This window comes from Pseudomonas furukawaii (assembly GCF_002355475.1).
Lineage (GTDB): Bacteria > Pseudomonadota > Gammaproteobacteria > Pseudomonadales > Pseudomonadaceae > Metapseudomonas > Metapseudomonas furukawaii.
In genome coordinates this window covers 1,557,174-1,570,679 of record NZ_AP014862.1, presented here as the reverse complement: position 1 = coordinate 1,570,679, position 13,506 = coordinate 1,557,174, and the positions used below count along the sequence as shown (strand labels likewise).

The following is a 13,506-nucleotide window of genomic DNA, read 5'->3' as shown; positions in this document are numbered from 1 at the left end:
CCGTGAACCTTCCCCGCTCCCCCGGACGCCCCTCCGGGGACTCCCAGCTCCAGCGCGAGCGCCTGCTGGACGCCGCCGCCGAAACCTTCGCCCGCATCGGCATCCACGCCGCCAGCCTGCGGGGCATCGCACAGCAGGCCGGGGTCACGCCCGCCCTGGTGAACTACTACTTCGGCAACAAGGAGCGCCTGGTGGACGCGCTGGTGGAAGAGCGTCTGCAGCCGCTCTTCGCAGGTCTCGGCGCGCGCCTGCAGGAGGCCGGCGACGAGCCGCTGGAGCTGGTGCGCACCTTCGTCCTGGGCCTGAGCGCCACCCTGGCCCGCAATCCCTGGCTACCGCCGCTCTGGGTACGCGAGATCCTTTGCGAGGGGGGTGCCCTGCGGGACCTGCTGACCACCCGCTTCGCCCCCCTGGTGCCGCAGCCGCTGGCCCAGCGCTTCGCCGCCGCCCAGGCTCGCGGACGCCTGAATCCCGACCTGGACCCGCGCCTGCTGGTGGTCTCCCTCGTGGGCCTGGTGATGCTGCCCCATGCCGCCGGGCACATCTGGCGCGGCATCTTCCCCAGCCCGGAACTGGGGGACGAGGCCCTGGCACGGCACATCCTCGTCCTGCTGGAGCGGGGCCTGGAGGTGACGCCATGAAACGACTGCTCACCGGCCTGCTGGCCTGCGCCCTGCTCGCCGGATGCGACGACCCGGCTGGCGACCAGTTGCTCGGCACCCTGGAGTGGGACCGCATCGGCCTGCCCGCCGAAGCCTCGGAGACCATCCTTGCCTGGCACGTGGCCGAAGGGGACCGGGTCGAGGCCGGCCAGTTGCTGCTGGAACTGGATCCTCGCCGCCTCGACGCGCGCCTCAAGGAGGCCGGTGGCGATCTCGACCTGGCCCGCGCGCAGCTGGCGGAACTGGCCAACGGCGCCCGCAGCGAAACCGTGGACGCCGCCCGCGCCAGCCTCAATCGCGCCCGGGCCGAACTCATCGACGCCGAGCGCAGCTTCCAGCGCACCCAGGCGCTCTATCAGCGCCGCCAGGTGGCCATCGCCGAACTGGACCGTGCCCGCGCCCTACGCGACCAGGCCAGCGCCCAGGTGAACAACGCCGACGCCCAGTTGCGGGAACTCACCAACGGCACCCGCCCGGAGCAGATCGACCAGGCCACCGCCCAGCTCCGGGCCGCCGAGGGACGGCTGGCGCAACTGCAGGTCAGCCGCGAGCACCTCAGCCTGCGCGCACCCCGTGCCGGACGCGTGGACGCCCTGCCCTTCAAGCCAGGCGACCAGCCCCCCTCGAACGCCGAGCTGGTCAGCCTGCTGGTGGGCGACAGGCCCTACGCGCGGATCTACGTACCGGCCTCGGCGCGTCCGGGCCTCGCCATCGGCGACCGGCTGCGGGTGAAGGTGGAGGGCGTGGACGACACCTTCGAGGCGCACGTCAGGAGCATCGCCAGCGAGGCCAGCTTCACGCCCTACTTCGCCCTGACCGGCGCCGACGCCAGCCGCCTGGCCTACCGCGCCGAACTGGTGCTCGAAGGCGACGCCGCGCGGTCCCTGCCCGCCGGCCTGCCGGTCCAGGTGGAGCGTCCCCATGAGCAGCCCTGAAGCGGTGATCCGCGCCCGGGGGCTGACCAAGCGCTTCGGCTCGCTCACCGCCGTGGACGGCCTCGACCTGGCGGTGGACCGCGCCGAGGTGTTCGGCTTTCTCGGCCCCAACGGCTGCGGCAAGTCCACCACCATCCGCATGCTCTGCGGCCTGCTGCTGCCCAGCGCCGGGGAGATCGAGGTGCTGGGCTACCGCATCCCCGAGGATGCCGAGGCGCTGAAACGGCGCATCGGCTACATGACCCAGAAGTTCTCCCTCTACGAGGACCTCAGCGTCATGGAGAACCTGGACTTCCTCGCCACGGTCCAGGGACTGGATCGCCGCGCCGCCCGCCAACGCATCGAGGAACTGCTGGAACGCTACTGGCTGGCCGACCGCCGCAAGCAACTGGCCGGCACCCTCAGCGGCGGCCAGAAACAGCGCCTGGCCCTGGCCGGTGCGGTGCTGCACAAGCCCGACCTTCTACTGCTGGACGAGCCCACCAGCGCCGTGGACCCGCAGTCGCGCCGGGAATTCTGGGACTCGCTGTTCGAGCTGGCAGAAGCGGGCACGACCCTGCTGGTGTCCACCCATTACATGGACGAAGCCGAACGCTGCACCCGCCTCGGCATCCTCGACGCCGGCCGGCTGGTGGCCGACGGCAGCCCCGCCGCACTCATGGCCGCCCTGCCCGGGCGCCCGCTGCTGGTGGAGTGCGCCCAGCCGCGCCAGGCCCAGCGCGCCCTGCAGGGCGCCGGCGAGATCATCGCCATGGCCCAGATAGGCGCCTCCCTTCGCGTGCTGAGCGCGGTGGAGGACGCCCGCGAACGCATCCTCCGGCGCCTCGCCGCCCAGGGCATCGAGGCCCGCGTCACCCCCACCGAGGCCAACCTGGAAGACGTCTTCGTCACCGTCACCCATCGCCCGCTGCAACGGGCCGGAGCCACGCCATGAACCTGCGCCGGCTGGGGGCCATCGTGCTCAAGGAGTTGCGGCAGCTACGCCGCGATCGCCTCACCTTCGCCATGATCGTCGGCATCCCGATCCTGCAACTGGTGCTCTTCGGCTACGCCATCAACATGGACGTGCGCGGCCTCCACGCCGCCGTGCTGGACCAGGCCGACACCGCCCGCTCCCGTGAGGTGGTGGCGGAGCTCGGCGCCAGCCAGGTGCTGGATTTTCGCTACCACCTGGCCAGCCCCCAGGTGCTGGACCGGCTGCTGCGGGAAGGTCGCATCAGCGCCGCCCTGGTGATTCCCCCGGACTTCGAGGCGCGCCTGCAGGAGCGCGATCGCCCGCCCCTGCAACTGGTGGTGGACGGCACCGACCAGGTGGTACAGGCCTCGGCACGGCAACTGGCGGCCTATCCCCTGCCCGGCTGGCCGCGCCTCACCGGCGTGCAGGTGGTGAACTTCTACAACCCGGAACGCCTGGCGCCGTTGAACACGGTGCCGGGGCTGATCGGGGTCATCCTCACCATGACCATGGTGCTCTTCACCGCCATCGCCCTGGTGCGGGAGCGGGAACGCGGCAACATGGAGCTGCTGATCACCACCCCCGTGTCGCCCTGGGAACTCACCCTGGGCAAGGTGCTGCCCTTCGTCGGCATCGGCCTGGTGCAGGTGACCGTGATCCTGGTGGTGGGCCTCTGGCTGTTCGAGGTCCCGGTGCGCGGCTCGTTGCTGGAGCTCTATGGCGCGTCCCTGGTGTTCATCCTCGCCAGCCTGACCCTGGGGGTATTCATCTCCACCCTGGCCCGCAGCCAGTTCCAGGCCATGCAGATGGCCTTCTTCACCTTCCTGCCGCAGATCCTGCTGTCGGGCTTCATGTTCCCCTTCGCCGGCATGCCCAAGGCGGCGCAATGGATAGCCGAAGCGCTGCCGCTGACCCACTTCCTGCGCCTGGCCCGGGGCATCATGCTGCGCGGCGCGGGCCTGGCCGACCTCTGGCTGGAACTGGCGGTGCTGGGGCTGTTCACCCTGCTGATGCTCAGCGTCGCGGTGATGCGGGTACACAAGCGGCTGGATTGAGGCCGTACATCACCAGGGCGCGCAATCGGCGTTCGAGGGGCTGCCGGCCGATCAGCCCAGCAACCCCGCCACCGTACGTTCGCCGAGGGCCGGGCCGATGCTCATGCCGACGCCGCTGTGCATCAGCACCGCGGTCACCCCCGGCGCGGCCTTGAGCACGCTGAAGGGCCCAGGCCCACGGGCGCCGTAGACGCCCTGCCAGCGCTCCACCACGGCCAGGCGCGTGCCCAGGGTCTGCTCGGCCAGCCCCAGCAGGATCTCGTCCACCGCCTCCGCGTTGAAGGGCGACGCATCCGCGCCGTAGTGATGGGAATCGCCGATGATCAGCTCACCCCGGGGCGTCGGGCTCACCAGCAGGTGGATGCCGTGCTCCTCCAGTTCCGGCTGCTGTTCACGGATCTGCTCGCGGATCGCCTCGGCCTCCGGCAGGTCGGAGAAGGCGCCGTAATGGACGCAACTGAGGCCGGTGAGCACGGCCTGGTCCAGGCCGAAGTCCCGCTCGGGGCGCACCCGCAGCATCTGCAGGCGGCAGACCTGGGGATGCAGTGCCGCGATCTGCTCGGCCAGCAGGGTCTGGTAGTCGTGGCCCGAGCACAGGACTATCTGCTCCGCCCGGCACCGGCCGGCGGTGCTGTGGATGAGTCGCGGCTCGATATCGCGGACGAGGGTGGAGAAGTGGAACTGCACGCCGTGCTCGCGGCGCAGGTAATCCACCAATGCCGGAATCGCCTCGCGGGAGTAGACCTGCTGGTCGTCGAGCCCCAGCAAGGCGGCGCGGTGGTGGCTGAACTGGCCCCGGTAGAGGTCGTGCAACGCATCGCCCCGCAGCAGCTCGACCCGGTAGCCGTGCTCCGGCGCGCGCACTTCGCAGAAGGCCTCAAGCAGTTCTTCCTCGGCCCGGGTGCGGGCCAGCAGCAACGAGCCATTGCGGCGGATATGGAAGCCGGCGGCCTCCGCCCAGGCGGACCAGAGGGCGCGACTGTCCCGGGCCAGGGCGAACATGGGGCCCGGCGGCTGACCGGTGACCAGGGCCTGGCCGAAATTGCGCACCGAAGCCCCCAGGGGCGTGGCGCTGCGCTCGAAGACGCTGACCTTGAGGCCCCGGCGAGCGGCGGCGTAGGCATGGGAAAGGCCGAGGATACCGGCGCCGACGATGGCGATGTCGGTGTCGTGCAGGGGCATTGCGTTCTCCTGGGATGATGTTGCCCCCTCTCCCAGAGGGAGAGGGGGAACGCAGCGAGAGGCTGGGCAGACTTACTGGGGCAGCTTCTCGGACTTGCCGTCGTAGCGCTTGCGCCACTCGGCGAGGATCCGGTCGCGGTTCTGCGAGGCCCAGGCGAAGTCGTTCTTGATCAGGCGCTGCTCGTAGTCGGCGGGCAGTTCGGTCTGCGGCTTGGCGATGCCGGGGGCGGCCAGCACCGCGAAGTTCTCCTTGTACAGCGCCATGGCGGCGGGGCTGGCGGAGAAGTCGGCGAGCTTCTTCGCCGCCTCCAGCTGATCGGTGCCCTTGACGATGCCGGTGGCCTCGATCTCCCAGCCCAGGCCTTCCTTGGGCAGGATGATGTCCAGCGGCGCGCCCTGGCGCTTGAGCTGCACCGCCGGGTACTCGAAGGAAATGCCGATGGGGAACTCGCCGGCGGCGGCCAGCTTGCAGGGCTTGGAGCCGGAGTGGACGTACTGGCCGATGTTCTGGTGCAGGGCATCCATGTAGGCCCAGCCCTGGGGCTCGCCGAAGGTCTGCAGCCAGGCGCTGACATCGAGGAAGCCGGTACCGGAGGAGGCCGGGTTGGGCATCACGATCTTGCCCCGGTATTCGGGCCGGGTCAGGTCTTCCCAGCTGCCCGGCCGGGTCAGGCCCTGCTTCTCGGCTTCCACGGTATTGAAGCAGAGGGTCGCGGCCCAGACGTCCATCCCCACCCAGGCCGGCGGGTTGGCGGCGTCGCGGTAGTGGGCGCCGATGCTGTCCAGATGCCGGGGGGCGTATTTCTCCAGCATGCCCTGGGCATCGAGGATGGCCAGGCTGGAGGCGGCCAGGCCCCAGACCGCGTCGGCCTGGGGACGGTCCTTCTCGGCCAGCAGCTTGGCGGTGATGATGCCGGTGGAATCCCGTACCCACTTGATTTCGATGTCCGGGTTCGCTTTCTCGAAGGCCTTCTTGTAGGTCGACAGCTGCTCGGCTTCCAGGGCCGTGTAGACGGTCAGCTCGGTGGCGGCCTGGGCCTGGAGGCTGAAGCCGGCCACCAGGGCGGCGGCGAGGGCGAGGCGTTTGAACATGTGAAGCTCCTGGTCGGGGTTGGCAGTGCGTGAGTGAGTGTTCAGGCGGCGTCCGGCGCACCCTGGCGCCAGGCCTGGGAGCGGCGCAGCGCACCGCGCGAGGCCCAGGCCAGCAGCAGGGACACGGCGGCCGACGTGAGCAGGATCAGGGTGGACATGGCGGCCGCGCCGCCGACGTTGCCGGCGTCATCCATGTTCAGCACGGCCACGGCGGCGAGGATGCTGTCGGGGCTGTAGAGGAAAATGGCGGCGGACACCGTGGTCATGGCCGAGACGAACAGGTAGCGGACGATATCCAGCAGCGCCGGCAGGCAGATGGGCACCGTCACCTTCAGGTAGTGCCGCCAGAGCGGCGCCTTGAGGGACAGCGCGGCGGCCTCGAACTCGCCGTCCAGCTGGCGCAGGGCGGTGGTCGCGGTCATCTGCGCGGTGGTCAGGAAGTGGGCGATGGTGCAGATCACCAGCAGGGTCATGCTGCCGTAGAGCACATGCAGCGGATTGCCCGGCAGGTTGAAGAAGAAGACGTAGCCCAGGCCCAGCACCAGCCCCGGCACCGCCATGGGCACGAAGCTCAGCAGGCGCAGGCTCTGGTTCAGCCAGGTGCGGCCTCCGGTCTTCTCCATCAGGTAGGCGCCGGTGAAGATCAGCGCGCCACCGATCAGGGCCGTGCAGGTGGCCAGCGTCAGGCTGTTGCGGTAGGCCAGCCAGCCCCCGCCGGCGGTGTCCTCGAAGGCGTAGTGACGCAGCGACAGCGACAGGTCGTAGGGCCAGAATTTCACCAGGGACGAATACACCGCCATGCCCAGCACCAGCAGGATCACCGAGCAGACCAGCAGCACCAGGGCGAGGAAGCAGGCATCGCGCCCCCTCGATGGTTGCGGGTGGAAGACCTGGGCGCGACCGCTCATGGCCTCGCCCTGGCGGCGGCGCAGCCAGGCATCGACGCCGAAGCTGAGCAGCGCCGGCAGCAGCAGCACCATGCCGATCAAGGCCCCCCGGCCGAACTGCTGCTGGCCCACCACGGCCTTGTAGGCCTCCAGCGCCAGCACCTGGTAATCGCCGCCCACCACCACGGGCACGCCGAAGTCGGTGATGCACAGGGTGAACACCAGGCAGAAGGCGGCGAACACCGCCTGCCGCGTGGCCGGCCAGGTGATGCTGCGGAACGCCCGCCAGGGGCCGGCGCCCATGCTGGCGGCGGCGTCGAACAGGCGCGCATCGGCCATGCCGAGGGCCGAGAGCAGCACCATCAGCGCGTGGGGAAAGGTGTAGATGGCCTGGCCGAGGACGATGCCCCAGAAGCCGTAGATTGTGTCCGGCAGCCAGTCGCGCAACAGGCCCTGGTTGCCGAACAGGTAGATGAGGGCGATGCCCGGCAGCATCGAGGGGGCCAGCAGCGGCAGCAGCGATATCCCGCGCCAGAGCCCCTTGGCCGGGATGAGCGTGCGTTGCAGGGCGTAGGCGAACAGGTAGGCGCTGGGCACGACGATGGCGGCCACGCTCAGGGACACCTTGAGGCTGTTGCCCAGCAGCCAGTGGAAGTTGGCGCTGGCCAGCAGCTCGCGTGCGGCCGACAGGCCGCCGCCCTGCCCCGCCTCGCCACTGAAGCCCCGCCAGAAGATGGCGCCCAGGGGCAGCAGCACGGCGAGGCACAGCAGCAGCAGGAGCAGGTACTTGCCACCCTGCACGAAGAGGCGGTCGCCCAGGTCGGAACGCTGTCCCGAGCGGACGCCGGTATTTTCCAGTTGCATCACGCGGTCCATCTCAGGCGAACACCTGCAGGCTGTGGGGCGGCAAGGCCACCCAGATGTCCGGGGAGCCCAGGCGCGGCAGGCGTTCCGGGTCCAGTTCCGCCAACAGCGGATGGCCGGGCAGCTGCTCCAGCTCGAAGCTCATGCGGCAGCGATTGCCGAGGAAGGTGATTTCCCGCACCTGGGCGCGGAAGCGGTTGTCCTGCTGCTCGGCCGGATCGATGGCGATGGCCTCCGGGCGGCAGAACAGCCGGCCGCTGGCGGCGCTGCCGGCGATTTCCGGCAGGCGCAGCTCGAGGCCTCCAACGCGGACGTGGCCGTTCTGGCGCGAGGCGAAGGGCAGCCAGTTGCCCTGGCCGACGAACTCGGCGACGAAGGGCGTCGCCGGTTGGCGGTAGATCTCGGTGGGCGTGCCGTACTGCTCCACCCGCCCCTGGTTGATCACCGCGATGCGGTCGGCCATGAGCATGGCCTCGTCCTGGTTGTGGGTGACCATCAGGGTGGTGATCCCCAGGCGCCTCTGCAGGTGCCGCAACTCGGTGCACAGGTGCTCGCGGACGCGGGCGTCCAGCGCCGACATGGGCTCGTCCAGCAGCAGCAACGAAGGACTGGGTGCCAGGGCGCGGGCCAGGGCCACCCGTTGCTGCTGGCCACCGGACAACTGGCCGGGGTACTTCCGCTCGCTGCCGGCGAGGCCCACCAGTTCCAGCATCTCCGCCACCCGGACGCGGGCCTGCTCGCGGCTGGCGCCGGCCAGTCCGTAGGCGATGTTCTGCTCGACGTTGAGGTTGGGGAACAGCGCGTAGGACTGGAACAGGATGCCGTAGTCACGGGCCTGGGGCGGCAGATGGGAAATATCCCGGCTGCCGATGTACAGGCTGCCGCCATCCTGGCGCTCCAGTCCGGCGATGCAGCGCAGCAGCGTGGTCTTGCCACAGCCGGACGGCCCCAGCAGGCACACCAGCTCGCCCGCGGCGATGTCCAGGCTCACCCCGTCCAGGGCGGTGAAATGGCCGAAGCGCTTGTGGATATCCCGCACCCGCAGGGAGGCGGCGTGGTCGGCAGGGGTCATGGCGTTACCTCGTTGAACAGGGGGCGTGCGGCGATGCACGGCTCGACGAGGTGGATGCTAGGGATGGATTGCGAAGGCCAGATGGCGATTGCCGAAAACACGCCAATAGTGGCATTGGCGGATTTGCGATGCGGACCTGAGGGTCGCGCCGGGCGTCGGGTGCCGCTACTACCGCGCCAGGGCCAGGAAGGCCGCCGGCAGGCGCGCCTGGCGACGCTCCTTGAGGCAGTAGAGGTATTCGTCGATGTGCGGCGCGCCCTTGAGCTCGACCACCCGCAGCTCCGGGTTATCCGGCACTTCGTGGCGGGCGATGATGCTGATCCCGAGGTTGCGGATCACCGCCTCGCGGATCGACTCGCGGCTGCCGATCTCCAGCAGCGGCCCCGGGGTGATACCGGCGTCCCTGAGCATCGCCTCGGTCAGTTGCCGGGTGGTGGAGCCGGATTCGCGCATGAGCAGGCAGTGACCCCGCAGGTCCTCCAGCGCCACCGACGGATGTCGCGCCAGGGGATGCTGGCGATGCACCGCCAGCACCAGCGGATCGCTGCCCAGGAGTACCCGGGTCAGTCGCGCGTCCTCCAGTTTCTGGGACGAGGCCGCAAGATCCACCCGGTATTCCTCCAGGGCCTCGATCACCTGCTGGGAATTGCCGATCTCCAATGACACGTCGGTCTGTGGAAAACGCTCACGGAAGGCCCGCACCAGGTCGAGGATGTAATAGGGCGCGGTCGCGCCGATGCGCAGCGCACCCTGCACCTGGCCGCAGTTGCGCAGGTAGAACTCGATGTCGGCTTCCTGCTGCAGCAGCGCCTTGACCATGGGCAGCAACCGGGCGCCCTCCTCGCTCACCACCAGGCGGCGGCCGCCACGGTGGAACAGCTCCACGCCGTACTGAGCTTCCAGGTTGCGGATCTGGGTGGTGACCGTCGGCTGGCTCAGGCCGAGCTTCTTGGCCGCCTGGGTGATGCTGCCCAGGCGGGCCACCCGGTAGAAGGCCTTGAGTTCAGCGCTGAGCATGGGACGCTCGAGAAGTGGGGATGCTGGCCATGGTCGTGGGCTCTCGGAAAATACGCGGCATTGTGCCTGCTCCTTCGACCAAAGCAATTCCGGACGGTCACCGACCCGGCAGATTCCGCGTTACCCACTGGGCAAGGCGCCTGATAGCGCTTCGGCGGGTCACGACGGCGGCCTCTTCGACGGTGGCAAGGGCGATGCGGGGCATGGTGGGCTCTCCTGTGGATGGGTATCCCCTCCTGGATAGGGGTCCATGCCAGGGCACGACGCCGACCTCATGGACGCAGAAGTTCGCCAACTTGCGACTAATCGTCCAGACTTTCTTTTTTCAGAGGAGTCCGACCATGGATCGACTTTCCGTCCTGCTGGGGCACTTCGGCGTCCAGGCCGGTACCTTCTTCAGCGGTGCCTTCTGCGGCCTGGAGGCCTTTGGCCAGGAAGGCCACAGCGGCCATGTGCACCTGCTGCAGGGAGGACGAGTGGGCCTGCGCATGGGCGACGGCAGCCACTGGTCGCTGGAGGAGCCGAGCCTGGCGTTCTTCCCCCGCCCCTACCCGCACCGCCTGGAGTCCGCCGAGGGCGACGGTACCCGGCTGGTGTGCGCCACCCTGGCGTTCGGCGGCGCCTCGGGCAATCCGCTGGCCGGCGCACTGCCCGACTACCTGGTGCTGCCGCTCAAGGACGTGCCGCTGCTGGCGGGCAACCTGGACTGGTTGTTCGCCGAGGCCTTTGGCGAGGAATGCGGCCGCCGTGCGGTGATGGACCGCCTGTTCGAATTGCTGGTGATCCAGTTGCTACGCCATCTGCTGGCCCATCGCGGCCTTGCCACGGGCATGCTGGCGGGCCTGGCCGATCCACGCCTGTCCAGGGCCCTTAACCTGATGCACGAGGACCCGAAACACCCCTGGACGGTGGCCGAACTGGCCAGCGCCGCCAGCATGTCCCGCGCCGCCTTCGCCGCGCACTTCCGTGAAGTGACCGGGCAGACCCCGGCCGACTACCTGGTGCAGTGGCGGGTGGGCCTGGCGCAGAAGCTGCTCCGCGACGGCAGACCCATCCCCCACGTGGCGGACGCCGTGGGCTATGAAAGCCCTTCGGCGCTGGCACGGGCATTCCGCCGCAAGACCGGGTCGAGCCCACGGGAATGGCTGCTGGCACAGGGTTGAGCGATGGGAAAGGTAGCCGGAGCGGCGTGAGAATGGCGTCCCAGAGTGGGTTCGAACCTTTATCTGGGGTAACTACCAGGCCACCTGGAGCGGCATCTTACGGTAGGTCACTGAGTAGTCGAACAAACTCTCAAGCTCAACAAACTGATGCCAACGGGAGTCCAGACTCCTGTTGGCGACCATCTTGGTGGCCTTTCTCTCCATTTCGTCCCTGACTGCCCTACACGGCTCCATCACCTATGCAGCGCTATTTGGCCCTTCAATTTGAGAGCGCGGAGAGCCTGCTCCGGTACCAGGCGACAGTCGCCCCAGAGGAACTGTCCGTACGCTTCTCCATTTCGAACACTCTCGCTTCATGGAGGATTTGTCGCCAGCTGGAACAGCCATATTTCTTGGGGCCTGGAGCTGGGTTTCGCGCCTGGATGTAGCGAATGGCATCTGGCAGGCATGTCCATCCCTCTCGAGCGCATTCACTCTCGGCATTTCTGAGCCAGTGGACGATCATTATGGATGGCCAATGCATCTCCCCTTCCCCCCGACGTGATCCCATAGACGAAGAGGTTTTCCCCTGCCGCCGATGCCATGAAGGCAGCCAATTCCTTGCGGATATCGTCCATGGATTTGGCCAACCGGCGTAGCTCACGGCCATGCTTATGCCTGGCTCCCTGATAAGGGACTCCTGCGTCGTTGTGGTTCGTCGAGGTCAATCGTCCTACTCTCGGCATTAATCGTTCGGCCCTTCAGCCCGTGCCGGCACCTACTATGGCCTCTGCTGACTTCTGCAGCGCCATCCCGGCACCTCTCGGTTCCGGTAGCCATTGCTGGCAGCGATGCAGATCTCCCCGGGTATGGCGCACCCACTTTCACGCTTATGCCTGTCGGATATACGTCATGGCGTTCCGTGCAAGTATCGGGCTTCACAGATTTTGGACTGCTTACCCCGCCATGCCGCCTCGTATCCGCTTCCTGTTCGTCAGGCCAGCGCTTTGCCTCGGGCTTCCTTCAGATGCGCAGTCGCCCGCGCCACCCTTGCCTCCGGCTAACACTTCCCCTTGCCGGGTGTGTCGGGGACTTTCACCCCTGAGTGGGTGCGCCCTGCCGGGCGCACCCAAAAAAGCCCCGCATATGCGGGGATAAGCGTGGATGACTGAGTGACAGTCACACGGGCTCGATTACTCGGGCCAGACGATATCAGGACTTGTGGGTGTAGCCTTCCCACTGGTGCCAAAGGCTTTGGTTGTAGCCCAGACCGAACCAGCGGTCGGTGTCGTCAAGCGCACGGCTGAAGGTATCCAATACCAGTTGAATCTCCGCTTTCGTGGATATCAATGGCGGACAGAACGCGATTGAATCCCCCATCGCCCGAGTGATCATGCCGTGCTCCTGCGCGCGGCCAGCCAGGTAACGGCCCAACTTGCCAACCACATCCATGGGGGCCTTGGTCTTGCGATCCGCGACCAGCTCCACTGCGGCGATCAGACCACAGCCACGCACTTCCCCTACCAATGGGTGCTCCGAGAAGTGAGCCAGGCCAGCCTGAAGCAACTCCCCCATCTCGGCAGCATGCTCGACCAAGTGCTCTTCTTGGATGATCCTGATGTTCTCCAAGGCTACGGCGGTAGCAACCGGGTGACCGCTACCAGTAAACCCGTGCCCGAGAGTACCCATGGTATGGCTTTGATCGGCGATACCTTCGAAGACTTTGTCGTTGATCAGGATGGCCGCGATGGGTTGATAGGAGGACGACAACTGTTTGGAGACAACCATGACGTCCGGCTTGATGCCAAAGGTCTCACTGCCGAACATCTTGCCTGTACGACCGAAGCCACAGATGACCTCGTCGGCGACCACTAGGATGTCGTACTTGCTGCATACCGCCTGGATCTTTTCCCAATAGGTACGCGGAGGCACGATCACACCGCCCGCACCCATCAGGGGTTCACCGTAGAACGCCGCAATGGTTTCCGGGCCTTCTCGGAGGATGACACTTTCCAGTTCTGCCGCGAGGCGATCGGCAAACTGCTCTTCAGTTTCCCCCGGCTTGGCGTAGCGATAGTGGTGCGGGCACCCAACGTGATAGAAACCCGACAACGGAACATCAAAACCACGTTGGTTCGCCGGCAACCCGGTGAGGCTGGCGCTAACAGTGGTGATGCCGTGGTATGCATTCAGACGACTGATGAACTTCTTCTTGGTCGGTTTGCCGATCGCGTTGTTGCGATACCAGATCATCTTGACGACGGTATCGTTGGCTTCCGACCCGGAGTTGGTGAAGAAGACCTTGCTCATTGGCACAGGCGCGATTTCGATCAGCTTCTCCGCGAGCTCAATGCTGGGGCTATGCGCCTTATGGCTAAAGAGGTGATAGAACGGCAGCTTGCGCAATTGCTGTTCAGCGGCCTTGATCAGGCGCTCGTTGCTGAAGCCCAGCGCAACGCTCCAAAGACCCGACATCGCCTCGACATAGCGCTTACCCTGGTCGTCAAAGACGTATACGCCCTCGCCACGCTCGATGATCAGCGGCCCCACTTCCTGGTGGACACGGGCATCGGTGTACGGGTGGAGCTGATGCTGAACGTCCTTCTCGGCGAGCGAAAGTTTCGACTGGTTCATGATTCTGTA

The 13,506-nt window shown here is 67.3% G+C and carries 12 protein-coding genes; 5 read left to right on the top strand and 7 right to left on the bottom strand.

The window, feature by feature from the left end; translation table 11 throughout:
• Positions 1–2: 2 nt before the first annotated feature.
• The 4 genes from KF707C_RS07265 to KF707C_RS07250 are packed head-to-tail and all read left to right on the top strand — an operon-like array spanning position 3 to position 3,607.
• Positions 3–641, top strand: coding sequence for a TetR/AcrR family transcriptional regulator (locus KF707C_RS07265; RefSeq protein WP_003455084.1), 639 nt, complete (start codon positions 3–5; stop codon positions 639–641).
• Positions 638–1,597 (top strand): HlyD family secretion protein, encoded by a 960-nt coding sequence (locus KF707C_RS07260; protein ID WP_003455087.1) that lies wholly within the window; start codon positions 638–640, stop codon positions 1,595–1,597. The genes KF707C_RS07265 and KF707C_RS07260 overlap by 4 nt, the downstream gene beginning before the upstream one ends.
• Positions 1,584–2,531, top strand: a complete 948-nt coding sequence (locus KF707C_RS07255) for an ABC transporter ATP-binding protein (protein ID WP_003455089.1) — start codon at positions 1,584–1,586, stop codon at positions 2,529–2,531. Before KF707C_RS07260 ends, KF707C_RS07255 begins: the two co-directional genes overlap by 14 nt.
• Positions 2,528–3,607, top strand: coding sequence for an ABC transporter permease (locus tag KF707C_RS07250; RefSeq protein WP_003455091.1), 1,080 nt, complete (start codon positions 2,528–2,530; stop codon positions 3,605–3,607). The genes KF707C_RS07255 and KF707C_RS07250 overlap by 4 nt, the downstream gene beginning before the upstream one ends.
• A gap of 51 nt (positions 3,608–3,658) precedes the next feature.
• On the opposite strand, the gene KF707C_RS07245 is transcribed toward KF707C_RS07250, so the two are convergent.
• From KF707C_RS07245 to KF707C_RS07225, 5 genes are all read right to left on the bottom strand, one after another.
• On the bottom strand, positions 3,659–4,789 hold the full coding sequence (locus KF707C_RS07245) for a TIGR03364 family FAD-dependent oxidoreductase (protein WP_003455093.1): 1,131 nt from the start codon (positions 4,787–4,789) through the stop codon (positions 3,659–3,661).
• 72 nt (positions 4,790–4,861) lie between these two features.
• Complete coding sequence (locus KF707C_RS07240; RefSeq protein ID WP_003455094.1) at positions 4,862–5,881, bottom strand: putative 2-aminoethylphosphonate ABC transporter substrate-binding protein; 1,020 nt, start codon at positions 5,879–5,881, stop codon at positions 4,862–4,864.
• Between the two features lie 41 nt (positions 5,882–5,922).
• Entirely contained in the window at positions 5,923–7,632 is a 1,710-nt protein-coding gene (locus tag KF707C_RS07235; protein ID WP_231992303.1) for a putative 2-aminoethylphosphonate ABC transporter permease subunit, read from the bottom strand.
• Positions 7,633–7,645: 13 nt separating this feature from the next.
• Positions 7,646–8,704 carry a putative 2-aminoethylphosphonate ABC transporter ATP-binding protein gene (locus KF707C_RS07230; RefSeq protein ID WP_003455096.1) on the bottom strand — a complete coding sequence of 353 codons (1,059 nt, stop codon included), beginning with the start codon at positions 8,702–8,704 and terminating at the stop codon, positions 7,646–7,648.
• Positions 8,705–8,872: 168 nt separating this feature from the next.
• Positions 8,873–9,721 (bottom strand): LysR family transcriptional regulator, encoded by an 849-nt coding sequence (locus KF707C_RS07225; RefSeq protein WP_003455097.1) that lies wholly within the window; start codon positions 9,719–9,721, stop codon positions 8,873–8,875.
• 341 nt (positions 9,722–10,062) lie between these two features.
• Between KF707C_RS07225 and KF707C_RS07220 the strand changes: the two genes are divergently transcribed.
• Positions 10,063–10,884, top strand: a complete 822-nt coding sequence (locus KF707C_RS07220) for an AraC family transcriptional regulator (protein WP_003455098.1) — start codon at positions 10,063–10,065, stop codon at positions 10,882–10,884.
• 259 nt (positions 10,885–11,143) lie between these two features.
• On the opposite strand, the gene KF707C_RS30095 is transcribed toward KF707C_RS07220, so the two are convergent.
• Together KF707C_RS30095 and KF707C_RS07210 are read right to left on the bottom strand one after the other, a co-directional pair.
• Complete coding sequence (locus KF707C_RS30095) at positions 11,144–11,389, bottom strand: OST-HTH/LOTUS domain-containing protein (protein WP_394340060.1); 246 nt, start codon at positions 11,387–11,389, stop codon at positions 11,144–11,146.
• 686 nt (positions 11,390–12,075) lie between these two features.
• Complete coding sequence (locus KF707C_RS07210; protein ID WP_003455099.1) at positions 12,076–13,497, bottom strand: aspartate aminotransferase family protein; 1,422 nt, start codon at positions 13,495–13,497, stop codon at positions 12,076–12,078.
• Positions 13,498–13,506 lie beyond the last annotated feature (9 nt).